This window comes from Nonlabens sp. (assembly GCF_039941875.1).
Lineage (GTDB): Bacteria > Bacteroidota > Bacteroidia > Flavobacteriales > Flavobacteriaceae > Nonlabens.
On sequence record NZ_JBDVDQ010000020.1, the window covers coordinates 1 to 24,461 of the forward strand.

The following is a 24,461-nucleotide window of genomic DNA, read 5'->3' on the forward strand; positions in this document are numbered from 1 at the left end:
AATTTTTTCTGATCTCAATGTCGTATTCTTTTTCTGCCATATCAACAAGCATATCAAAAATAATTACTTTCTTATCTGCTCGTTCTACTAGATGTTCTGCTCTTGCTTTCTGCTTTTCAAGCAACTTGACTTTTGCTTCTAGTTCGATAATTTTTTGTTCAGGTGTTTTAGACATGCTTACAACGGATAGATTTTCCCAATCAAAGGTACCATATTTACGAAGCCATGAGGTAATTGTTGACCTGGCCTGAACACCATATTTTAAATGAGCATTCAATCTATCGAGTCGTCCTGATTCAATTTCTTCTACTACTTGAAGCTTAAAAGAAAGCGAGTAGTCTTTTTGGGTACGTTTCACATAACCAATGTTTATAGGTGTTTTCATTACACTAAGATTTTAGTGTATCGCTATTCTAGGACGGGACAGTTAATAGAATAAAAAAAGCCGATTCATAAAGAATCGGCTTAATTAAATATCATGTTTTTGATCTATATATGAAGAGCTCTGTCGTCAGTTGCAGCAAGTGCTGCTTCTTTAACAGCCTCAGAATAAGTAGGGTGTGCATGTGACATTCTAGCGATGTCCTCAGCACTAGCTCTAAATTCCATTGCTGTAACACCTTCGGCTATTAAATCTGCCGCTCTTGCTCCTATCATGTGAACTCCTAGAACTTCGTCAGTAGTTTTATCTGCAAGGATTTTTACTAAACCATCGATATCTCCAGAGGCACGAGATCTACCTAATGCACGCATAGGGAATGATCCTGCTTTATATTCTACACCAGCCTCTTTTAACTCTTCTTCTGTTTTACCTACACTAGCTACTTCCGGCCATGTATAAACTACATTAGGAATTAAGTTATAGTTAATGTGTGGTTTTTGACCTGCAATAGTTTCTGCCACAAAAGTTCCTTCTTCTTCAGCTTTATGAGCTAGCATGGTACCACGTACTACATCACCTATAGCATAGATGTTAGAAACGTTAGTCTGTAAGTGCTCATTTACCTCTACCTGACCACGTTCGTTAATTTTAACTCCTGCAGCAGTAGCGTTTAATTTATCCGTATAAGGACGTCTACCTACAGATACTAGACAGTAATCACCTTCAAAGGTAACTTCTTCTCCTTTTTTGTTTTTTGCAGTTACCGTAACCGTATCGCCATTACGCTCTACTTTGTTAACTGCATGAGATAAGTTAAATTTAATTTTTTGCTTTTTAAGAACTTTCATTAATTCTTTAGAAAGCACCTTATCCATAGCTGGTGTGATACGGTCTGCATATTCTATAACAGTAACCTCAGCACCTAATCTTTTATAAACTTGTCCTAATTCTAGACCTATAACACCACCACCTATTACGATCATGTGTTTAGGGATTTCTTTAAGAACTAGCGCTTCTGTAGAAGTAATTACTCTTTCTTTATCTAGTGTGATAAAAGGTAAGGTCGCAGGTTTTGAACCTGTAGCGATGATAGTATGTTTTGCTTCTATCGTCTGTGACGTTTCACCATCTATTTTTATGTGTGTAGCATCTACAAAAGATCCCATACCTGTAAACACATCGATCTCGTTTTTCTTCATCAAGAATTGTACACCATCACATGTCTGGTCTACAACTTTCTTTTTACGAGCGATCATCTTCTCAAAGTTGATCTTTATATCTCCAGGAATCTCGATACCATGGTCAGAAAAATGCTTCATAGCATCGTCATAATGGTGAGAAGAATCTAGAAGTGCCTTTGAAGGGATACAACCTACATTAAGACATGTACCACCTAAGGTATTATACTTTTCTATAATGGCAGTTTTCATGCCTAGTTGTGCACAGCGTATTGCGGCTACATAGCCACCAGGTCCAGAACCTATTATTGCTACATCGTACGTACTCATAAGAGTTGGGTTTTATTATACATTAAAGTATATCAAAGATACCAAAACAAGACTTAAACAAGGTGTGTTTTTGTATTAATGTACCACCTTTATTGTTCAATAGCTGATATAAATACAACAAAGTGACTATTAAAAGATGTGGTACATCTACTAGTGACTATTACTTTAGTTTACTATTTATTTTTTTCTTTTGGTAAGGTCTTATTATTACTCTTGCCGCTCTATCAAAATTGAAATAATTATAAATCCAATTAAGAAAAACAACTAACCTATTTCTCACACCTACTAAGAAGTATAAGTGAACTCCTAACCAGGTAATCCATGCCAGAAAACCACCTAGAGTAAACGATTTCACATCTGCCACGGCTTTATTTCTACCTATGGTTGCCATGCTGCCTTTATCAAGGTAAGAAAACTCTTTTAATGGCTGGTTATTTACTAAGCGTTTAAAGTTTTTAACTAGTAATTTACCTTGTTGTATTGCTGGTTGGGCGACTTGTGGATGTCCTTTAGGAAACGCTTCTGTTTTCATTAAGGCGATATCTCCTATCGCAAAAATGCCGTCATAACCTTCTACTCGATTCATTTTATCTACTAGAAAACGTTGTGAACGCTCATCTACGCTTTCTTCTCGCAACCCTTTTATAGGATTACCTATTACTCCAGCACTCCATATAAATGTAAATGCTTCTATTTTAAAATCTGTATTCGTAAGAACAGTTTCATTTTCATAATTCTTAACCAATACATTAAGATGAATTTGCACTCCTAATTTCCTTAAATATTTCTCGGCTTTTTGTGAGGCTTTTTTACTCATACTAGAGAGCACACGCTCTGATCCATCTAATAAATGTATTTCCATCAACTCCGGATTAAGATCTGGATAATCATTCTTAAGTACTCCTTTCTTAAATTCGGCAAAGGCACCAGCTAGTTCTACACCAGTAGGTCCTGCACCAGAAAGCACGATGCGCATTAACTTTTTTTGTTCATCTACATTCTTAGTTAATGTTGCCTTTTCTAAATTTTGCAACATATAACTTCTTATATTAAGTGCTTGCGGCACACTTTTCATTTGTAAAGAAGCTTCTTCTAGGTCTTTATTACCAAAGAAATTTGTTTTTGTACCAGTTGCAATGACTAGGTAATCATAACTTACATCACCTATAGAGCTGTATACTATTTTCTTATCAGGATCTATTGATGTTACTTCACCTAACCTGAATAAAAAGTTCTTCCTATCTTCCACCAGACCTCGTAAAGGGAATGCTATAGAATCAGGTTCTAAACCACTAGTGGCTACCTGATACATTAATGGTTGAAAATTGTGATAATTATGACGGTCTATAAGTACGACTTGAAAATTTTGTTTGGTCAGCTTTCGCGAAAGCGTAACACCACCAAAACCACCGCCCACAACAATTACTCGTGGTAAATCTGACTGTGGAATATTCATCTTATGAAGTTTTAACAAAGATAATTTAGAAAGAATGATTTATTCATTGATTAACATTCTTTTCTATAATTGTAACGTTTTAAAAAAATGAAGGACTTACTAAGTAACCAAGCCAATTAAAAGTGAGTAAAAAACTCGAAGAAGAATTTGTTAAACAGCTAGAAGAGAATCAGAATATAGTCCACAAAATATGTAGGCTGTATACTAATGATCAAGATGCGCACAACGACCTGTTTCAGGAAGTAACTATACAACTGTGGCGAGCCTATCCTAAATTTAGAGGTGATTCTAAATTTAGTACCTGGATGTATAGAGTTGCGTTAAACACGGCTATTACATTATATCGCAAGTCTACTCGACGAGTAAAGACGCAGGATTATGATTCTGTTCAATTTAAGATCGCAGACAGACCTGAAGATGATGAGCAAATGGAGCAACTCACACTTTTATATGGCGCGGTAAAACAATTAAATGATATAGAAAAAGCACTAGTTTTTCTATACCTAGAAGATAAAAATTACAGAGAAATAGCCGAAACGATGGGAATCTCTGAAGTAAATGCAAGGGTGAAGATGAACAGGATTAAAACGAAATTAACTAACATTATAAATCCATAAAATCATGGATCAACTAGATATACTTAAACAAAACTGGCAGTCGCAAACCGGTAACGCACCTCAATTTTCTAAAGAACAATTAGGTGGCTTATTAGCAAGAAAATCGAGCAGTATAGTAAAATGGCTGTTCATAATTGCCATCATAGAGTTTGCTCTATTTATAGTCTTAGGGATAATCTCTCATTTTACAAATGAAGAAAACAATACTATAGAGATGATAGGAGAACCATTTTATTATGGCTCTATGATTGTACACTATGTAGTAATCTTGTTTTTCATATTTCTATTTTATAAAAATTACAAAAGCATTTCTACCTCGCAGCCTACTAGAAGTTTGATGAATAAAATTCTCAAGACTAGACGCACTATGAAATGGTATATATGGTACAACCTAGTTTACATGATGGTAGTAGGAATGATAGGTGCCGTAATAATTATACCGAATGATCCTAGAATTTCTGAGATGTTGGACTCTCCTAATTTTATAGGTCATGAAACTGCCTTTTATGCCACTTTCTTAGGATTAACATTTGTTATATTTTTAATTCTGTGTGTAGTGATGTATCTTATCTATATGGTGATTTACGGTATACTATTACGCAAATTAAAACGCAATTATAATGAGTTGAAACGTATGGAGGTATAAACCATCATTAAGTTCTGAAAAACATAAAGCTCGTTTATCTACTTTTAGATAAACGAGCTTTATTGATTTAATAAACTTTCTAGCTACCTACACTATTTACAATTCTCTATTAAAGTAAACTTGTTTTTCTTCACTGAACTCTGTTGGTCTATTACCAGTTACATCTATTTGTAGTCTCATCTTATTATCATTAATAAATTGAGCGATACAGAGCATCTTTTTTTGTTTTCCTGATTCAAATTCAGTTAATATAATATCTAATTGTATAGGAGAGGTTTCTTCAAAAATCTGGTAAGTCATGCTTACTCTTTTTCCATTTATTACAAAATCTTTACCTCCATATGGATCATCTAGACTACCTAGCATCACATAACCTTCTTTGTCAAATTCTATAAAACCTTTTTCTTTTTCATCTACCCACTTACCTATAAACTGATCTTTATCATTGATAGTTGTTAGAGATAAAAACGGAATGGCGATTAATAGTATTAAGAACTTTTTCATGATATGGTTTTATTAGTTCTTACAATTTACGATAAAGCAAAAAAAATGCGGCCTTTGGCCGCATTTTTTTACTCTAAATATGTGAATCAAGTACTCTAGAATTTATATCCTACAGATAAATGTACAGTTCCTGGTAACTGACTTCTATCACTACCGTCTGACTCATTATCAAATACATCAGAAAATCCGTAAGTAAATGTTCCTTTGAAGTAAAGGTTGTATTCTTTTAAGTCGTAACCAAAACCTGCTGTACCAGCAAAGTTAGTATTAACTGTATCTTCTAATTCTACTGCATCACCGTCATCTATAGTAGCTTCTCCTTTAAGAAGGAAACCTATTTGTGGACCAAAGTGAACACTAAAGTTATTAAATGCATAATATTTAAACTGTAATGGTACATTGATGTATTGTAATTTTACATCAGTATCCATACCCAAGCTGTTTGTAAATTCTTCTCCTTCTACAGAATAAAGTAAACTACCTTCATAAGACCATTTATCTGCAAATGGTAGTTCTACTACTCCACCTACATGAAAACCAGTTCTACTATCTTCAAAACCACTACCGCCTAGGTTGTCTATTTTTGAAAAGTTAACACCACCTATAACACCATAGGTTACATCTTGGGCTGTTGCTGTAAAAGTTGCTAGAAACAAAGCAATTAAAGAAAAATAAATAGATTTCATTTGTTAGTTTTTGGAATGATTAGATCAAATATATAAAAATGCTTCCTTATATCTGCTCAATCTTAAAAGAGATATATTCTCAATCACATAATCGGCAAACAATTACATTTAAAAGAGATAATAATTAGATTTTTTCCTATCCTCTATTCGTAAATATAAAACTCACCAATTCTTAACGATTATTTCAACCTCTTTTTTCTATTAGCCTCATAATCGGTAAAAATCATTTCTCCCAGCCCTTGTAACCCTGTGAAGAATGCTTTTCCTTGATTAGCCTCTGTAAATTGATCTACAAATCTCTGTAAGTAGGGATCGTTTGCAATCATAAACGTAGTTATAGGAATGTGCAACCTTCTTGCTTGCGCCGCCATAGTATAACATTTCTCTACAATGTATTCATCTAGTCCATTTGAGTTTTTATAATACGTTCCATCTTTTAATCGCAAGCAACTAGGCTTACCATCTGTAATCATAAAGATCTGTTTGTTCGTATTACGTTTTCTTCTTAAAATATCCATGGCTAGCTGCAAGCCTGCAACCGTATTAGTATGATAAGGTCCTACTTTAAGATATGGAAGATCTGCTATTTTAATGGGCCAGGCATCATTACCAAAAACGATGATATCTAACGTATCCTTAGGGTAACGAGTTGTAATTAACTCGGCCAGTGCCATAGCCACCTTTTTTGCAGGTGTAATTCTATCTTCTCCATAAAGAATCATGGAGTGCGATATATCAATCATAAGCACTGTACTCATTTGTGCTTTAAATTGTGAGTCTTCTACAACTAGATCATCTTCCGTCAGATTAAAATTACCCATACCATGATTGATCTGTGCGTTGCGCAAACTCTCTGTCATAGAAATACTATCCAGTCCATCACCAAATCTATACGAACGGTAATCACCGCTATGCTCATCGCCTTGACCTAGCTTACCAGATTTATGGTTGCCGCTAGCACCTTTACGCATATTACCAAAAATCTGATCTAACGCATGTTTACGCAATAACTGCTCTGTCTTTGCAGTAATAGAAAAACGCCCTGGTCTATCACCATCGCCTTCTTCTTCTTCTCTATTCTCGTCGTTAGGGTCAAATTCTTCCTTAATGTAACCACGCGCTTTAAGATCTTCTATAAAATCTTCAATGGTATATTCTGGTGTAGTAAGCTTATATTCTTTATCCAGCTCTCTTAACCATTCTATCGCCTCATCAAAATCTCCAGAGGTATGCGTTATTAACTCTTTAAATATGCCGAATAGTTTATCAAAAGGATCTTTTTCCTTTGGGTTATAGAATTCAAATTTAAAACCTAGTCTTTCTTGTGCCATTTTTTAAAAGTAAAGTACAAACCGATAAAACAGAATAATCTATCTGTATTTAACATTGGTTTGTGTTAAAAACGCGATTTGAGGTGCCATTTTAGGTTTTACCTACCTAAAAGTACGTATTTTACGATAAGTTAATGTGTTTTCGCTTTCGCGAAAGCGTAACGAACACTATTTTTGCAGCCGTTCAAAAAACAAGAAAATGACTAAACACGCTTGGCACGACGTAAGTTACGGAGCAGATGCACCAGGAAATGTAACTGGAATTATAGAAATCCCTAAGAATACAAGAGCAAAATATGAGTTAGATAAGGAATCTGGAATGTTAATTCTAGACCGTGTGATCTACTCTTCTATGTATTATCCTACTAACTACGGTTTTATTCCACAAACTTATTGTGATGATAACGACCCACTAGATATATTAGTTCTTTCTCAAATCGAGATTGTACCTATGTGTCTTGTAGAATGTAAAGTTATAGGTGTGATGCAAATGCTAGACGGTGGTGAAATGGATGATAAAATTATCGCTGTTGCTGCAAACGATATGTCTGTTGCTCACTTTAATGACATCGAGGAGCTTCCAGAATTTTGGAAAAAAGAAATGCGCAATTTCTTCCAAGACTATAAAAAATTAGAAAACAAAGAAGTAAAGGTTGATGAATTTCAAGGTCGCGAGAAGGCACTAGAAATAGTAAACCAGTCTATTGTAGATTACAAGAAAAAATTCGGTACTAAGTAATTAGTTACTAATTAAATTTTAAAGAATCCTCAATGAAAACAAAGTTTTCATTGAGGATTTTTAGTTTAGAGAATTTTACATTAAAATCTCAAAGCACAGTGTAGAACTGAAATTACTAACTATTATTAGAGACTGAGACTATTAAAATAATTTTAGTAAAAACACTGGCAGATTCCTGATAATTTGCTAACGCAACTTTCTAGAATATTACTTACCGCTACCTTTAAACTGCTGGTCTTTGCTAGCAAATAGCACGTTAAAAGTAGTAAGGCTACCATAAATGCGAGTGATGTATTGCTGTAAATCTACCTTAAGCTGGTCATCTAAGTCTTTAGAACTATTTATCTTTTGTTCCATAACTCTTAAACGGTCGCGCAGCATTACTATCTTGTGCCAAAAGGTATTGATAGGAATTTCTTTATCTGCAAGATTTGAGTCTGCAGGTCTTAAAATCATCGTACCGTTTTTATATTTATCAGCTAGTGCTACTACCTGACTTACATCACTAAATCTTTCTAGGATTTCACGTAGTGACTTCTCAACATCATAGAAACTTACCGTATCAACGTCGTCTTCACAAGCTTCTATCACCTCAAAATCTGAGTCTAGAGGTATGGTTTCTAATCCATTTTTCTGAAAAGTTACCCAATACATAGTCGCAGTAACGTTAGTCACTACTCCAAAGCCATACTCGGCATGATTGATTCTTGATCCTATTCCTAATAATTTCATATAATATATTTATCTAAGTTTTTCTAAGTTTATCTTTGCCGTAAATTGATAAATTAATCCCGATTTGAAAAAGATATTTCGATTTTTATTAAAAAGTATTTTAGCTATTCTAGCAATCGTACTTATTGCCGTTATAACGCTCAAGCTTGTTTATAGTGAAGATGTACCTCAAGGAATATCAGGAAAACCAGCAGATGAGCTAGCTTTTAAAATTCTAGATGCTATAGACCATAAAGAGTTTACAGAAGCTAATGAAATTCACTGGACCTTTAGAGGTGTGAATAGATATGAATGGAAAGTACAGCAAAATCTAGTTGACGTATACTGGGACGACTATCGTGTTTCTTATCAAACGCAATATCCTAAAATTAGTTTTGCGTTTAAAGACGGGAAACGTATTGAAGGAAAAGAAAAAGATGATGCTATCGCATATGCAGCAAAGAACTTTAATAATGATAGTTTCTGGGTAGTAGCGCCTCATAAAATATTAGATATAGGCACTACTAGAGAGCTTATAACTGAAGATGGTAAAGAAAAGCTATTAGTAAAATATAATTCTGGAGGTACTACTCCAGGAGATGCCTATTTATGGGAAGTAGATGAGAACTATCGTCCTACATCATTTAAAATGTGGGTAAGTATCCTACCTCTAGATGGTCTAGAAGCAAAATGGAGTGATTGGGAAATGACAGATGGAGATTTCCCTCTGGCACAAAAGCGTACTATATTAGGAATAACAATACCTGTTACAGACCTAAAAGTGAATCCATAACTTTCTTTTTTTCTTCTTGCTCTTCTTTTTCTTTCATCTCTAATTCTATAGCTTGGTGTGTAGTCCAGAGGTTATAATAATCTGCAGAGAATTTGTTATAATACAAAGTATAAAAAAGGCCTACTTTAAGTATTAGAGTATAACTATGAGTTAATGCGGTCTGTATATCGCCAGTGTAATGAAAGAGAGCTGTAAAGAAAATACCTAGAGCTATAGCCCATATTAAACTTTTTCTAGCATATAGCCCAGTAAGAATCATTAGCGCTATAAAAAACTCTAGTAGCGGTACTATCGGAGTGAAATTTGCTAAAAAACCCAGCTCACTACCTTCTGGCACATATTGCACCGCCATTTGGATAAATTCATCATAATTAATCAAATTAATTAAAGCATGAATAAGCAAATAAGATCCAAGACCAACTCTAACAATTAAATACGTAATTGTTTTCCAGTTGTTTTGAGAAGCGTAAAATTGAGTCATTATAAATCCCTATTAGGCACATAATTACAACCGAAATTAAAAATGATCTGTTAACTTACCGTTAACGGAGTGTCTAATTCGACCAATATCCTAAATAACTGATAAAAATTACATTATCAGCACTACTCATCGATCATCACTGTCTTCTAACTCAAACAACTCCTCTACTGTAACCTTAAACGTTCTAGCTATCTTTAATGCTAGTATAGTAGAGGGAACATACCTGCTTTTTTCTATAGAATTTATGGTCTGTCTAGAGACACCTATCGCCTCAGAAAGATCTGCCTGTGTCATTTTATGGATCGCTCGATGCACGTGAATGGTGTTTTTCATTATAATTCCTGTTTAAAACGCCAGTAATTAATCAAATACATGATCTGGAAAAGAAAAATAGAAAGCATACCATAATCCGTAAAATCTAGCTGAGTTCCAGAACGAAATAAACTACCTAATAAAAAGGTTAAAAACGGTGTGACAATAACTAGAATCATACCATGTATAAAAGCATAAGCCATTGCTTTGTGACGTAAAATAAGTAATCGCTCATCTGGAAATTTATCTCTACTTATAATAATTAATAAAAAACCTAAAAGAATTAAATGGCCAGCCATACCGGTTGCGACTTCTTCATTTAGAAATTGTTGATGTTCTTTGAAAAAGAATAATACTACTCCACATAAAACAGGATATATTGCTGCCCATTTCATGTAATGCGGTAATAATAAAAAATCTCCTTTTCTTACTTTATTTAATTGTTTATCGTTCATTATAACTGTCTTTTAAAAATGTTGAAATACATCATTTGAAAGAAAATCATTGTAGAAATGATATAAAACACACTTTGATCTTGCTCCCAAACTAGAGGAAAACGACCGATAACACTATCAATTAAAAGAGCTGCAAAAGGCATAAACACTATCATCACTACAGCAAGTAAAAAGGCAAATGCAAATGCTCTAAACCTTAAATTCTTGATGCGCTCATCTTCCAGTTTTTCTTTAGATAACATTGTTATGATTAATCCCGAAAGAATAAAACTCTTAAAAACACCACTCCATAAATCTAAAGAAGCTATTTCGAGAAGTTTAAAGCTCAAAAGGCCAATTACAGAAATAGCACTTATTGCAAGTCCTATGTATTTATAACGAGTTGCAATCAATGGAAATACCAATCCTCTTTTATCAAAATCACAAAATTTTTGTTTAAAACTCTTTTCCATAACGTAAAGTATCTTTATTATAATGACAAATATACTTTACATTTAGGAAAACAAGCTTATATTATCTACATTATTTTTCTTAGAATTATTTCAAAATTTAAAAGACACACAACTTACTTTAAAACTAAACTTATCAGAATTTAATAAAAGCCAAGAGTTTATATTGAAATGAATATGAATGAATAGCTCTCAAATTAGAGAAGTATAAAAACACAACCCTCCACAGCATTTTAAGTAAGCTTTAATTCTATTTCTAGTTCATTAGAATTAACTTCGCAAGATTGCAATACACTATGGCGTACACTGATGAAATTATTGAAGTAAAAGGAGCTCGTGTCCATAATTTAAAGGACATTGATGTAAATATCCCTAGAGAGAAACTTGTGGTTATAACAGGTCTCTCTGGTTCTGGTAAATCATCACTAGCTTTTGACACTATCTATGCCGAAGGTCAGCGTAGATATATAGAAACCTTCAGCGCATATGCGAGACAGTTTTTAGGTGGTCTAGAGCGTCCAGATGTGGATAAAATAGATGGCCTTTCTCCTGTAATTGCCATAGAACAAAAGACAACGAGTAAAAGCCCTCGAAGTACGGTTGGTACGATTACAGAGATTTATGATTTCTTAAGATTACTATACGCTCGTGCTAGCGATGCCTATTCTTACAACACAGGTAAGAAAATGGTAAGCTACAGCGATGAGCAAATACGCGATCTAATCATAGAAGAATATAAAGGCCAGCGTATTAACATACTTGCACCTGCCATAAGAGGTAGAAAAGGCCACTATAGAGAACTCTTTGAGCAAATAGCAAAACAAGGATTTGTAAAAGTACGATGTGACAATGTCATAGTAGATATTACTAAAGGCATGAAACTGGACCGTTATAAGGTCCACGATATAGAGATAGTAATCGATAGATTACAAGTAGGCGACAGTGAAGAAGACATTAAAAGACTAGACGAGTCTATTAAAACCGCCATGTACCACGGTAACGATATTACAATGATCGTACCGCACGGTGAGAAAGAAGGTCGTTTTTTCTCTCGTACATTAATGTGTCCTGAAACAGGAATATCTTATCCTGAGCCAGAACCTAACAACTTTTCATTTAATAGTCCCAAAGGTGCCTGTCCTAAATGTAACGGTATAGGAACACTTTATCAGGTAAATGAAAACAAGATTATCCCGGACCGCAGTCTTTCTATTACTAAAGGTGGTCTTGCCCCATATCCTGACAATAAGAAGAATTGGATTTATAAGCAACTAGAACTAATCGCTCAAAAGTTTGATTTTAAGCTGACCGATCCGTTAGAGAAAGTTCCTGCAGCAGCTATAGAAATGATTCTCTATGGTGGTAAAGAAAGTCTCGAAGTAGATAGTAAAAATCTAGGCGTAAAACGCAGTTATAAAATAGATTTTGAAGGGCTTGCAAACTTTATAGAGCAAACCTATAATAATAACGATAGTACTAGTTTACAACGTTGGGCAAAAGAATTCATGGATAATGTGACCTGTCCTGACTGTGAAGGATCTAGATTGCGTAAAGAATCTCTTTATTTCCGTGTTAATGAAAAAAATATTGCTCAACTGGCTCAAATGGATATCGTCCAGCTGGTAGAATGGTTTGAATCTTTAAATGGCACGCTTTCGCGAAAGCAACAACAAATAGCTACTGAACTATTAAAAGAAATAAGAGAACGATTACAGTTTTTACTCGATGTAGGTCTCGATTATTTATCACTAAACAGAAGTGCCAAAACACTTTCTGGTGGTGAAGCACAACGTATACGACTGGCCACTCAAATAGGTTCTCAGTTAGTAGGTGTTTTATACATTCTAGATGAGCCGAGTATAGGATTGCACCAGCGTGATAATGAAAAACTCATTAATTCACTAGTTGCCCTGCGAGATACAGGAAATTCTGTAATCGTAGTAGAACATGATAAGGATATGATCGAGCGAGCTGATCATGTTATAGATATAGGTCCTAGAGCTGGAAAATATGGTGGTGAAATTATAAGTGAAGGCTCACCGCAGGAGATTTTAAAACACGATACGTTAACGGCTCAATATCTCAACGGTAAAAGAGAAATAGCCGTACCTAAAAAACGTCGTAAAGGAAATGGTAAGAAAATATCGTTAAAAGGTTGTACTGGAAATAACCTAAAAGATGTTTCTATAGACCTACCTCTAGGTCAGATGATAGGTGTTACTGGTGTTTCAGGAAGTGGTAAATCTACTCTTATTAATGAGACGCTTTACCCTATTATGAATGCGCATTTCTTTAATGGAGTTAAAGTACCGATGCCTTATAAAAGCATCAAAGGACTAGATAATTGTGATAAGGTAATTGACATTAATCAAAGCCCTATAGGTAGAACACCACGATCTAATCCTGCTACGTATACTAAAACATTTGACGAAATAAGATCTCTATTTGCCAAAACACCTGAAGCATTAATACGTGGTTATAAACCAGGTCGTTTTAGTTTTAATGTTACTGGTGGACGTTGTGAAACTTGTAAAGGTGGTGGCTTAAGAGTTATAGAAATGAACTTTCTCCCAGATGTTTATGTTACTTGCGAAACCTGTCAAGGAAAACGTTTTAATAGAGAAACTCTAGAAATACGTTATAAAGGGAAATCTATAAGTGATGTTCTTAATATGACCATTACAGAAGCGACAGATTTTTTTGAGCCTATTCCAAAAATATACCGTAAACTAAAGACTATAAAAGATGTAGGGCTGGGCTACATTACTCTAGGACAGCAGTCTACTACTCTATCTGGTGGTGAAGCACAGCGTATTAAACTAGCTAGCGAACTCTCTAAAAGAGATACTGGTAACACGTTTTATATACTAGATGAGCCTACTACAGGACTTCATTTTGAAGATGTTGCTGTTCTTATGGATGTTCTCAACAAACTGGTTGATAAAGGAAATACGGTTCTAGTTATAGAACATAACATGGACGTTATCAAAATATGTGACTACCTTATAGATGTAGGTCCAGAAGGAGGCCGTGGTGGCGGTAACATAGTCACAAAAGGAACGCCTGAACAAGTTGCTAAGCATAAAACGAGTCATACCGCTAGGTTCTTGAAGAAGGAGCTTAACTAAATATACTAGATATTAAAATAGAAAATCCCTTAACGCTTTACGTTAAGGGATTTCTTATTTAAACGAATTTTTGCTCACTAGATTTCTCTAAAATAAAACTATAACAATCTTAATTTCAGAGGTAATTAGAAGTGATATCATACATCTAAACTGTACTTAAATAAATCAAACGTGGATTTGTAATCAAAAAATCCCCAATCAAAAGATTGAGGATTTTAAAAACTATTTAAAGAAGCTTACTTCTTCTTATTTCTTTGTTGTTCTTCTTGTTGCGCTTGTGCTTGTTCCATGATCTCTGACATCTTGCTTGCAAAACGACCTTTCTTTTTCTTAGGCTTTGCTTTTGCTTTTTCAATTTTAGCAAGAACTTTATCCTTATCAATAATTACGTGTTTTATCACTAGCATGATACCGATAGTAATTAAGTTAGAGATAAAGTAATACAAAGATAGTCCACTTGCATAACTGTTAAAGAATACCAGCATGAACAACGGAGATAGATACATGATAAATTTCATGTTAGGCATACCAGGTTGTTGTGCTGCTTGCATATTTTGCCCTGTAGTCATCTTCATATAGAAGAAGATAGATATAGAAGCAAGAATAGGAAATAGACTTACGTGATCACCGTAGAATGGAATTTTAAAACCTTCTGGGAATTGATAGATAACATCATAACTAGATAAATCATCTGCCCAAAGGAAGCTTTTTTGTCTTAATTCAAATGCTGTAGGGAAAAACTTAAAGAGTGCAAAGAATACAGGCATTTGTAACAATGCTGGCAAACAACCACTAAGCGGGCTGGCACCTGCCTCACTTTGAACCTTCATGGTTTCCTGCTGTTTTTTCATTGCATTATCCTTGTACTTTTCTGCAATTCTATTTAACTCTGGACGCAAAATTTTCATCTTTGCTTGAGTTAAGTAACTCTTATATAATACTGGTGATAATACCAGCCTTACACAGATAGTAAGTAGAATAATAGCTAGTCCATAAGGAATACCTAATCCATCAGAACTACTTAAGAATGTAAATAACGGTCTTATAGCCCATTCATTAATGAAACCAAAAATACCCCAACCTAGATCTACTACTTCGTCAAGATTGCGATTATAATCATCTAAGATTTCAAAATCTGTAGGACCAAAATACCAGTCCATATTATAAGCTAGCTCACCACCAGCATAATCTAACTGTACTTTAGAAGTAAACTTCTTAGTTAACTCATTTTGTTCGTCATCTTCACTCGTATTATTATAAGACTTTAGTAAACCGCTTTTAAAAGGTGTGTCTGTTAATAATATAGAAGAAAAGAAATGCTCTTTGTAAGCAATGTAAGTGATATCCTCAGCATCTTCTTCAGCATTTTCTCCTTGACCTGTGTAATCGTCACTACCTCCATCATACTCAAACTTAATCTCTGTATAACGACTCTCTGTAGATATACTTTTTGAACGACGGTACGCTTGTAATTCCCAATTAAGAGCAACTTCTTCAGATGTATTTGCTACCTGAGCTAGACCTTGAGAACGTATATTGAAGTCCATCATATAGTCGTCTGGTTGCAACTCATATCTAAACTCAATAGTTGCACCACTCGCTGGACTAGCGGTAAGGCTTAATACCTTATTTGCTCCATTTTGTGAAGTTTTAGGTGTAAACACCATGTCCTTAGTATGCACTTTACGTCCATCCTTAGTAGTGAATTCTAAATCAAAATTATGATCGCCTCCTTTAACTAAGTAAACAGGTAAAGAGTCATAAGTCTTAAAGCTCTTTAATAAAGCTTCATTAATTAATGCTCCTTTAGTATTGATTTTAAAATCAACTAAGTTGTTATTAAATTCTAATACTTCGCCTTGAGCATTAACTGGTGCTAGCGCCGTATCATTTAATGTAACTGGCTCGTTTGAACTTGAAACGACTTCACTAGTTGGTGAACTATCTTCTGTTTCTTGCTGGTCCTCTTGGTTTCTGAAAAGCATAAATAAAACTATCCCAAAAATTAGGGCTAATCCTAGCATACTTTTCCAGTCCGTCTTTTTCTCTTCCATACTTTTGCCCATTGGGGCGATTAATTTACTTGGTATTAAAATGGATATTGTTCTCGCTTTCGCCCTGAGCTACCTCAGGATAAACTTCTTATTTCTAAAAAGAAATTAGAAAGTGAAACTTATATCTTATTTTTCTTTAATTTAAACTCTCCAGCGGCTTTTACAAATGATGTAAATAATGGATGTGGTTGTGCCACTGTACTTTTATATTCTGGATGGTATTGAACCCCTATAAACCATGGATGACCTTCTACCTCTACCGTTTCTACAAGGTTAGATTTAGGATTTACTCCGGTGGTCTTAAGTCCAGCGTTTTCTAATTGTTCTCTATAATCATTATTGTACTCATAACGGTGTCTATGGCGCTCGCTTATCATTGTCGAACCATAAATATCTTTTATGTTACCACCTAACAATTCACAATCCCAAGCACCTAATCGCATGGTTCCACCCATGTTCATGATATTCTTTTGATCTTCCATGAGTGAAATAACTGGATTTGCAGTTTTCTCATCCATCTCTATAGAGTTAGAGTCTTTAATTCCTAAAACGTTACGAGAATATTCAATAACTGCCATTTGCATACCTAAACAAATACCAAAAAACGGTAATTTATTCTCTCTTGCATAACGTACAGCTTCTATCTTACCTTCTATACCGCGCTCTCCAAAACCTGGAGCAACAAGTACAGCGTCTAGATGAGATAATTTTTTCTTTACATTATCTACTTCTAAGTACTCACTGTGTATGGATTCTATTTTTACTTTGATCTCGTTTGCAGCTCCTGCATGAATAAACGCTTCTAAAATCGATTTATAAGAATCTTGCAACTCTACATATTTACCTATCAACCCTATGGTAACGGTACTTTTAGGATTTTTATGCCTTTGTACAAACTCGTTCCAACTTCTCAAATCTGGCTGATCTTTAGTATCTATATCTAGATTTTTAATCACAACACGATCTAGTCCTTCTAATAACATTTTATTAGGAACATCATAGATAGTTTCTACATCGATAGATTGGATAACTGCTTCTTGCTTTACATTGCAAAAACGTGCAAGCTTGGTACGTATCTCGTCAGATAATTCATGCTCTGTACGACATACAAGAATATCTGCTTGTACACCACTCTCCATAAGAGTCTTAACACTATGCTGAGTAGGCTTAGTTTTTAACTCACCTGCCGCACTTAAATATGGTATTAAAGTTAAATGTATTACTAGAGAGTTGCGTTCTCCTAGTTCCCACTGTAACTGTCTTACACTTTCTATATAGGGAAGTGATTCTATATCTCCTACTGTACCACCTATTTCTGTAATAACCACATCATAATCACCAGATTTACCAAGAATCTGTATACGTTCTTTAATCTCATCTGTGATATGAGGTATTACTTGTACTGTTTTACCTAAAAACTCGCCTCGTCTTTCTTTCTGAATAACGCTTTGATAAATTCTTCCTGTAGTAACGTTATTAGCCTGAGAAGTATTTACGTTGAGAAAACGTTCATAGTGACCTAAGTCTAAATCTGTTTCTGCACCGTCTTCGGTTACATAACACTCTCCATGTTCATAAGGATTAAGTGTCCCAGGATCAACATTTATATATGGATCAAGTTTTTGTATAGTAACTCTTAAACCTCTAGCTTGCAGTAATTTTGCTAATGAAGCTGCGATTATTCCCTTTCCTAAAGAAGAGGTTACTCCACCGGTAACAAATATATACTTTGCGTGTGCCATAGTTATGTTTTAAGAGTTTTAAAAACAGCTGCAAAAGTAGGTATTTTGTATAAGAGAAACGAGAACTTTTAATCTAAAATAGAAAAGCTTAAAACAACGAAAGCCAGCAATTACTTGCTGGCTTTTTATTCTACAAAAATAACTGATATTAATCTACAATTATCTTTTTAGTTATAGTGCGATTTCCGTCTATTATGTTAACTAAATACATACCAGTAGATACACTACCCAAATTAATATTTTGATTAAAACTACTTGATGTTTCATACGATCTTTTAAATACAGATCTACCACTCAAATCAAATACAGTAACACCTACATTATTACTGGATGCATTATCAAACAATATATTAAAATTACCATTATTAGGATTAGGATATATAGACAAATTATCTAGTTCAAAAGATTCATTACTTAGTGGAGTAACGTTTTGCACACATACTTCTAGCGACCAACTATTCAACGTACCTAAATCTGAGTCTCCATTATCTGAGACACTCAAAGTCCAATCTCCATTTGCAGCTACACCATTAAATATAGCAAAAGACTCAGAAGGAGCAAAATTACCTACAGTAGGCTGTCTACAAAGCACAGTCACTCCACCATCTTCAAATGTAGCAGCTATATCATTTTGATTTGCACACTCTCTATTCCAAGCAATAGCGTTGATGGAATTAGAAGGGTCATTTACAGAGAATATTAAATCTTGTATGTAAGTATGTGATATATCAACACCTAACTTTATACTTTCTATATTATCGGTTAGAGGAATATTAATTGAACTTCTTATACCTCTCGCATTATTATCAGGAATAGATGTACCTAAAACGCCAGATTGATAAGTTGTACAAGTAATTTGAACATCTGCATTTATATTAAACTCTCTGGTATTCAAAGCAAAGAAAATATTACCAGCGCCCTCTATCATTATTCTACAACTTGGCGACACAATTCCTGAAGGAACAGTTAACGCATAAGAACCTGTATTAGGCACATTTGACGCTAGTACCGTATCAAAATTTGAACCTCCGTCAGTTGAAAGAAGTATGTTGACATTTGCTGTATTAATAGTATTTGCATCTGTACCAGCAACATCCCATGTAATATTTTCAACTGTATTAGGCAACCAAACAATGCCTCCTAAATTTTGAGATGTAACGCGGAAAGGCCCTGCATTTGCATCTACTTGCACTATCATTTCATCACTATTAGTCTGACCACCTCGAGTATCATTATCTCTAACCGTTAAATCAAATGTTTGCACGCGGCTAACAGAAGATAGTTTTTCCCATTGTGTAGAATTACCTCCATTAACTAGCAACTCTTCTAATCTAGGAATGTACCTTACTCTATCTGAAGTTCCTTCAAATGATCTTACCATAGGACCTGTTGCATTTGTTTCTCGTGGTAAACCAGTAACAGTACTTAAATCATTTTGTTCCCATGTGTAGGTATGTGTTGAAGTACCGTCTGCATCAGTAGAATTACCAACTAACTTATAAGGAGTACTTCTAGGAATCACATAATCACTATCTGCAATAGCAACAGGAGTTGAATTACCAGTTAAAGTTCCTTGAGCACAAGTACTTAAGCCAGAAGATATATTATTAAAAATACTATTTAAACTACCTTGATGAAAATATGCATCACTATTATTTTGAATGTTTTGCGGAGGACAAATACCAGCGTATGCCATTATTGTAGAACCACTACCTGGTTCAAAAGCATTATTTGCAGATCTATTTCCTCCAGCACAATTTGCTGCATCACCGTTAAATGAATGTGGTGCACCCATTTGATGACCTAATTCATGAGCTACAAAATCAATATCAAAAGGATCACCCACTGGTGCAGCACTACCTGTCACACCTTGTGCTTTTCTATTCGTACATGGAGATGCTAGCGAAGCTAACCCACCACCACCTGTAGAGAAAATATGACCTACATCGTAATTAGCAGAACCGATAATAGAATCTATAGCAGCTTGATTTTCACCTAAAATGGCACCTGGAGAACTGTTTGAAAAATTATCTGAATCTATAGAAATTAACGCCGTATTATTAGCTACAAGAGTCATAGTTACACTTAAATCTCTCTCATAAATAAAGTTATTACGAGTCATAGTAACTATAATAGCCGCTACCACAGCATTTCTTTTAGCTAGAATAGGATCGGTTGCTGTAACACCAGCTCTAAGCCAATGAAATTGAGAATACTCAACAGTAGTAGAGATAGCTAATCTAAAATCTCTTAACAATCCATCATTTGCATTTTTAACATCAAAGGTTTGCTCTGGACCGACAAATCTCTGATTCAAATCATAAGTATCCTCTACATGACATTCCCAGTGATCTCCATGATTAATTAAATCACTTTTTTTGTAAACAACAACAGATGAATTATTAAATGAATAGGAGTCTACAAACTGAGTCCCTAATCTAGGAGAAAACATCATACCATGAAAACCTTGAGAGGTAATAGAAAACCTAACTTGGCTATCTGCATCATTTACACTTTGACCTACATAAGATCTAAAATCTGAATACTCAGCCTGTAATTCAGGAGCCATTATACTCGCCTCCTTAACTCTAAAAAACTCTACTCCATTAGTGGTAGGATATTCTATAATAACGGTAGATAAATTTGAATCAACACCTCTTTGCGGTGCATTTTGTAACTGAACTTTAAGGGCTGAAAGGTCAATTCTATAGTAAGAAGCTACTGTTGGATCTGTTTTTCTAGACCACTGTACATCTTGTGCAAGATCAGATTCTGCTACTTGAGACCAAGTAGACTTATTGTTTTGACCTGTTGATGGTAACGCCATACCTAGTATAAATAAAAACGCCGTCATCCATAACTTGTAATTTTTGAACATGTTTTGAATTTTAGAAAACAATAATACGAGAAAATGATCACAAATTTGTGTTATCAATAGTAGAACTACTAATTTCTAATGAAATTTATAAAATTGCTTTCGCGAAAGCAGAACTAAACTCATATTAATTATCTATTTTTAAACTTTATTAAAAACGTATTATTATGTACAGATATGCACTTCTAATTGCAATGATTTTATTGATTTCATCTTGCAAATCTAATCAGCAAATCACCACAAAATCTGATCAAGAAATATCATGCCCTGTAGACGGAACCTGTTCTTTTGAAGTGCTTAAAAATAAAGAGCTTTTAATTCTAGAAGATGAGTTTAAAAACACTTACCACGAACTAAAACCTGCTGATGGTAAAGTGGTTCTAAAATATGAATACAAGAGAAATACAAATCCTGAAATTAGTGATGATAATTATTCTGAAATAGTTTTTATAGAAATAGACGAGAACATTACAGATTTAGATCTTACAGATCAGTTCTTAAGTAATGCCAAAGTCAGTTTTAATAGACTATGCTTTTGTAGAGGAGCAACAGGAATTTACAAAGTAAAAAAGGGTCATCTTAAGATTTCTAAAGATGATAAAAAATATGAAATGGCTTTAGACTTTAAGATAGAAGAAGTACCGCAAGTAATCACTTCTATTAAGGAATCTTTTGAACTATAAGAAATCTAGGACTCTGCACTAGTTTTAAAGAGTTCTTCCTTAATTTTTATAGACCAGATTTCTTGAGCATCTTTTATTAATCCATGGTTAGTCTCTCGATCATATTTAGACTGTAGTTCCTGACGATCTTTTTCAAACTTTCTAAAAATGAAGTCTATTTCTTTTTTAGGATCTTTTTGTGGAACATATTTTGTAAAAGCTGCTCTTAATTTACGCGCATACAACTCTGATATATCCCAATGCAATTGCTCATGAGCAAGTAATGCAGCGTTACTTTCATTGATGTTTTTTTTCCAACTTAATTGAGGATAAAAATAACTAGTAACCTGTACATCTACCTTTAAATCATCATCTATACTTTTAGAAGAAAAACTATATCCCATACCACAATTAACACTTGCAAAGTGATGAGCACCTTGAGGTGGTACTCCTTTAAAATCTTGCCAAGTTAATTGAGAGTGTTCTTGATAAGAAAATCGTTCTCTTGGATCATCATTAAAATTAAATGATAATATAAGGAGTATACAAGAGAACAAAATCTTCATTTAGCTCCAGTTAAAAGTAATATTCTTAACAATATCTGGATGTAAACTATTATGTACTGGACAAGTATTACCAACACGTTCAAGAATTAACTGCGTTCTTTTATCACAACCACCCTTCATATCTAACACTACATCTATTTGAGAAATACGACGTGGATTAGCTTCCATGACTTTAGTTACTTGCGCTTTACTACCAGAGAGTTCTATTCCCATATCAACAGCTTTGATCCCCATAACAGTCAGCATACAACTGGCTAGACCTGTAGCAACTGTGTCTGTAGGAGAGAAAGCCTCTCCTTTACCTTTATTATCTACAGGTGCATCGGTTAAGAATGAATTACTGCTTTTAAGATGCGTAGATTCACATCTTAAATTACCTTTATACTCTACAGTAGAAGTCATAGTTACTCTTTATTAGTAATAGTATTAATATCTAATTCTTTGATGCTTAAATCTTCTTGATATTGCAAGATGTACATCGCGTCATTGTAAAAACCAGAAGATGACTTTTTAGAATAGTCAAACTTATTCTCTGTCATAACAGTCCTTCCATTTCTCATAGCACTTTCATAAAGATCTGAAGAGCTAGCCTGTCTTAAAATAAGATCTAGAGTAACGTCAAAACCTCTTACCGCATAAGAATTAGGTGTGATACTGTGAGTGGAATAATACTTATTCACAAAAGAATTACTTTCTTCACTTTCTTTATACATACTAGGATAGACAAAGTTTAATTGTGCCAATTTTGAATTAGGTAAATCCATTTCTTCAAAATTATCTAAACCGAACATCGTTATCTTATGAGAGTCTGCTTTAGCCGAATAATTTGTAATAGCATCAGTAATGAAACCAACATTATCTACTGCTAGTATAACTACGTTCTCAACATCTGCTTGAAGTTCTTTAATATAGTCTACGCTAAAGATGTAATTCTTTTTTGAATTAGGCACTAACACATTTGCAGACGGTAGTATAGAAGTAAATTCATTTCTCAATTTAGGATTATTATTATCTGTAACGATAATTACATGTTTTCCTTTAGAGTACGCTACTATAAAATCTTTAAACTGCTGTTTAAGCATGTCATTACTAGGTCTAGCCTGAAATAAATTGCGGTACAGTTTTACATTAGTATTTGTTAGTGGAGATATAACAGGAACATTAATACGCTTTATCTCCTTTGCAGTTTCCACAACGTTATCGGACATAAGTGGCCCTAAAACTGCATTATAATCAGCAAAATCAGTCGCATTTAGAATATTTTTAGTGGTCTGTAAACTTTTCTGTGTATCAAAAACATCATAATCTACTGGAATACCTAATGCGTTTGCACTGTCTACTGCTATTTTTACACCGCTATAAAAATCTAGAGCTATACGCATAGTACGATCTGCTTTTAAAAGATCACGGTTTGCATTTCCATCTGTCTTATGAATTGAAAATGGTAACATAACAGCAATGCGCTGTCTTTTAAAATTCCTTAAACTATCTATTAAACTAGCCGTGGTATTTACATTTGATTTTACCACTACTTCTTTACCATAATCTGGATTAGGAATAGTTACTTTCATACCTTCTTTAAGTCCATCTTTTATCTGTGGATTTAGAGCTAATAAAGAGTCTTCACTAATTCCTGCAAGTTTCTTTAATGAATACATACCCATTTTCTTAGGTATAGTATATTCCGTCATTAGTGGTTGCTCATTTTTAGACTCAGAATCTACTGGCTCTGGCATCGGTTCTGCATCAACAGTAACTCCTTTAGGCACATTTAAAATCATTCCAGGACGTAAATCTTTAACATCAGGATTAAGCTCAACAAGCTCCTTAGCCTTGATACCATGTTTTGTGGCAATACCATACATTCCTTCACTAGGTTTAACTAAATACTTACCATCTGGTAAGTTTGTAGGGTCTAAAATAGGTTCCTTAGGTTCAGAATCTTGAACAGAAAGCTCTACCTCTTCAAAGATTGGTATTTGTATTTTATCTCCTTTTCTTAAAGGATTTGAATACAACTCTTTATTTGCCTCTTTAATATCTAACTCTGTGATATTATATTTTTTTGAAAGGCTATAAAGCGTCTCTTTGCGTTTTACTCTGTGCTTTTTATACTTTTCTACTCTTCTTTGAGTAAGTACGGTATTTTGAGCTGGTATTAAAAGTACCTGACCATACTTTAATCCCGACTTTAAATCAGGATTAAGCTCTAATAATTGCTCAGAAGTTACTTTATACTTTTGAGTAAGGGTATAAATAGTCTCACCTTGCTCAACTGTATGTTGTTTGTAATTTTGCATGAATGCGGCATCCGCTTTCGCGAAAGCGAAACACATACAAATTATTATAAATATATTTTTCATC

22 protein-coding genes and 1 pseudogene are annotated in these 24,461 nt (G+C 34.2%); 6 read left to right on the plus strand and 17 right to left on the minus strand.

Features of this window, described 5'->3' with window-relative positions; all coding sequences use genetic code 11:
* The 3 genes and pseudogenes from ABJF08_RS12140 to ABJF08_RS12150 all read right to left on the minus strand — a co-directional run.
* A pseudogene (locus tag ABJF08_RS12140) lies at window positions 1-385 on the minus strand (IS3 family transposase); the annotation flags it as partial.
* Between the two features lie 104 nt (window positions 386-489).
* Window positions 490-1,890, minus strand: a complete 1,401-nt coding sequence (lpdA, locus tag ABJF08_RS12145) for a dihydrolipoyl dehydrogenase (protein ID WP_348116499.1) — start codon at window positions 1,888-1,890, stop codon at window positions 490-492.
* Window positions 1,891-2,050: 160 nt separating this feature from the next.
* On the minus strand, window positions 2,051-3,346 hold the full coding sequence (locus tag ABJF08_RS12150) for an NAD(P)/FAD-dependent oxidoreductase (RefSeq protein ID WP_348116500.1): 1,296 nt from the start codon (window positions 3,344-3,346) through the stop codon (window positions 2,051-2,053).
* Window positions 3,347-3,468: 122 nt separating this feature from the next.
* Between ABJF08_RS12150 and ABJF08_RS12155 the strand changes: the two genes are divergently transcribed.
* Complete coding sequence (locus ABJF08_RS12155) at window positions 3,469-3,963, plus strand: sigma-70 family RNA polymerase sigma factor (protein WP_348116502.1); 495 nt, start codon at window positions 3,469-3,471, stop codon at window positions 3,961-3,963.
* 4 nt (window positions 3,964-3,967) lie between these two features.
* The gene (locus tag ABJF08_RS12160; protein ID WP_348116503.1) at window positions 3,968-4,609 is read left to right on the plus strand and encodes a hypothetical protein; all 642 of its coding nucleotides are present in this window, start codon (window positions 3,968-3,970) and stop codon (window positions 4,607-4,609) included.
* Window positions 4,610-4,705: 96 nt separating this feature from the next.
* On the opposite strand, the gene ABJF08_RS12165 is transcribed toward ABJF08_RS12160, so the two are convergent.
* From ABJF08_RS12165 to ABJF08_RS12175, 3 genes are all read right to left on the minus strand, one after another.
* Window positions 4,706-5,113, minus strand: a complete 408-nt coding sequence (locus ABJF08_RS12165) for a hypothetical protein (protein WP_348116504.1) — start codon at window positions 5,111-5,113, stop codon at window positions 4,706-4,708.
* A 95-nt stretch (window positions 5,114-5,208) separates the two neighbouring features.
* Window positions 5,209-5,799 carry a porin family protein gene (locus tag ABJF08_RS12170; protein ID WP_348116505.1) on the minus strand — a complete coding sequence of 197 codons (591 nt, stop codon included), beginning with the start codon at window positions 5,797-5,799 and terminating at the stop codon, window positions 5,209-5,211.
* Between the two features lie 179 nt (window positions 5,800-5,978).
* Window positions 5,979-7,130, minus strand: coding sequence for a VWA domain-containing protein (locus ABJF08_RS12175; RefSeq protein WP_348116506.1), 1,152 nt, complete (start codon window positions 7,128-7,130; stop codon window positions 5,979-5,981).
* A 199-nt stretch (window positions 7,131-7,329) separates the two neighbouring features.
* Between ABJF08_RS12175 and ABJF08_RS12180 the strand changes: the two genes are divergently transcribed.
* Window positions 7,330-7,869: an inorganic diphosphatase gene (locus tag ABJF08_RS12180; RefSeq protein WP_348116507.1), complete on the plus strand. Its 540-nt coding sequence runs from the start codon at window positions 7,330-7,332 to the stop codon at window positions 7,867-7,869.
* Window positions 7,870-8,076: 207 nt separating this feature from the next.
* On the opposite strand, the gene ABJF08_RS12185 is transcribed toward ABJF08_RS12180, so the two are convergent.
* Entirely contained in the window at window positions 8,077-8,601 is a 525-nt protein-coding gene (locus ABJF08_RS12185; protein WP_348116508.1) for a hypothetical protein, read from the minus strand.
* A gap of 64 nt (window positions 8,602-8,665) precedes the next feature.
* On the opposite strand from ABJF08_RS12185, the gene ABJF08_RS12190 reads away from it, so the two are divergent.
* On the plus strand, window positions 8,666-9,373 hold the full coding sequence (locus ABJF08_RS12190; protein WP_348116509.1) for a hypothetical protein: 708 nt from the start codon (window positions 8,666-8,668) through the stop codon (window positions 9,371-9,373).
* On the opposite strand, the gene ABJF08_RS12195 is transcribed toward ABJF08_RS12190, so the two are convergent.
* From ABJF08_RS12195 to ABJF08_RS12210, 4 genes are all read right to left on the minus strand, one after another.
* Window positions 9,348-9,854: a MauE/DoxX family redox-associated membrane protein gene (locus ABJF08_RS12195; RefSeq protein ID WP_348116510.1), complete on the minus strand. Its 507-nt coding sequence runs from the start codon at window positions 9,852-9,854 to the stop codon at window positions 9,348-9,350. The genes ABJF08_RS12190 and ABJF08_RS12195 overlap by 26 nt on opposite strands.
* 126 nt (window positions 9,855-9,980) lie before the next feature.
* Window positions 9,981-10,187 carry a helix-turn-helix transcriptional regulator gene (locus ABJF08_RS12200; protein ID WP_348116511.1) on the minus strand — a complete coding sequence of 69 codons (207 nt, stop codon included), beginning with the start codon at window positions 10,185-10,187 and terminating at the stop codon, window positions 9,981-9,983.
* Complete coding sequence (locus ABJF08_RS12205; protein ID WP_348116512.1) at window positions 10,187-10,621, minus strand: hypothetical protein; 435 nt, start codon at window positions 10,619-10,621, stop codon at window positions 10,187-10,189. Before ABJF08_RS12205 ends, ABJF08_RS12200 begins: the two co-directional genes overlap by 1 nt.
* Window positions 10,621-11,073, minus strand: a complete 453-nt coding sequence (locus ABJF08_RS12210) for a hypothetical protein (RefSeq protein ID WP_348116513.1) — start codon at window positions 11,071-11,073, stop codon at window positions 10,621-10,623. The genes ABJF08_RS12205 and ABJF08_RS12210 overlap by 1 nt, the downstream gene beginning before the upstream one ends.
* Window positions 11,074-11,366: 293 nt before the next feature.
* Here ABJF08_RS12210 and uvrA point away from each other — a divergent pair, with 293 nt between their 5' ends.
* The gene (gene uvrA, locus ABJF08_RS12215; protein ID WP_348116514.1) at window positions 11,367-14,198 is read left to right on the plus strand and encodes an excinuclease ABC subunit UvrA; all 2,832 of its coding nucleotides are present in this window, start codon (window positions 11,367-11,369) and stop codon (window positions 14,196-14,198) included.
* A gap of 236 nt (window positions 14,199-14,434) precedes the next feature.
* Here the strand turns inward: uvrA and yidC are convergent, their stop codons facing one another.
* The 3 genes from yidC to ABJF08_RS12230 form a co-directional block, all read right to left on the minus strand.
* Window positions 14,435-16,252, minus strand: a complete 1,818-nt coding sequence (yidC, locus tag ABJF08_RS12220) for a membrane protein insertase YidC (protein WP_348116515.1) — start codon at window positions 16,250-16,252, stop codon at window positions 14,435-14,437.
* A gap of 119 nt (window positions 16,253-16,371) precedes the next feature.
* Window positions 16,372-17,994 (minus strand): CTP synthase, encoded by a 1,623-nt coding sequence (locus ABJF08_RS12225; RefSeq protein WP_348116516.1) that lies wholly within the window; start codon window positions 17,992-17,994, stop codon window positions 16,372-16,374.
* Window positions 17,995-18,142: 148 nt separating this feature from the next.
* On the minus strand, window positions 18,143-20,872 hold the full coding sequence (locus ABJF08_RS12230; protein ID WP_348116517.1) for a reprolysin-like metallopeptidase: 2,730 nt from the start codon (window positions 20,870-20,872) through the stop codon (window positions 18,143-18,145).
* A 164-nt stretch (window positions 20,873-21,036) separates the two neighbouring features.
* On the opposite strand from ABJF08_RS12230, the gene ABJF08_RS12235 reads away from it, so the two are divergent.
* Window positions 21,037-21,552, plus strand: a complete 516-nt coding sequence (locus ABJF08_RS12235) for a hypothetical protein (RefSeq protein ID WP_348116518.1) — start codon at window positions 21,037-21,039, stop codon at window positions 21,550-21,552.
* Window positions 21,553-21,557: 5 nt separating this feature from the next.
* On the opposite strand, the gene ABJF08_RS12240 is transcribed toward ABJF08_RS12235, so the two are convergent.
* From ABJF08_RS12240 to ABJF08_RS12250, 3 genes are read right to left on the minus strand one after another with little or no spacing between them, the layout of a single operon-like run.
* Window positions 21,558-22,097 (minus strand): DUF922 domain-containing protein, encoded by a 540-nt coding sequence (locus ABJF08_RS12240; protein ID WP_348116519.1) that lies wholly within the window; start codon window positions 22,095-22,097, stop codon window positions 21,558-21,560.
* The gene (locus ABJF08_RS12245; protein ID WP_348116520.1) at window positions 22,098-22,499 is read right to left on the minus strand and encodes an OsmC family protein; all 402 of its coding nucleotides are present in this window, start codon (window positions 22,497-22,499) and stop codon (window positions 22,098-22,100) included. It abuts the gene before it with no gap.
* 2 nt (window positions 22,500-22,501) lie between these two features.
* The gene (locus ABJF08_RS12250; protein WP_348116521.1) at window positions 22,502-24,460 is read right to left on the minus strand and encodes a LysM peptidoglycan-binding domain-containing protein; all 1,959 of its coding nucleotides are present in this window, start codon (window positions 24,458-24,460) and stop codon (window positions 22,502-22,504) included.
* Between the last annotated feature and the right edge of the window lies 1 nt (window position 24,461).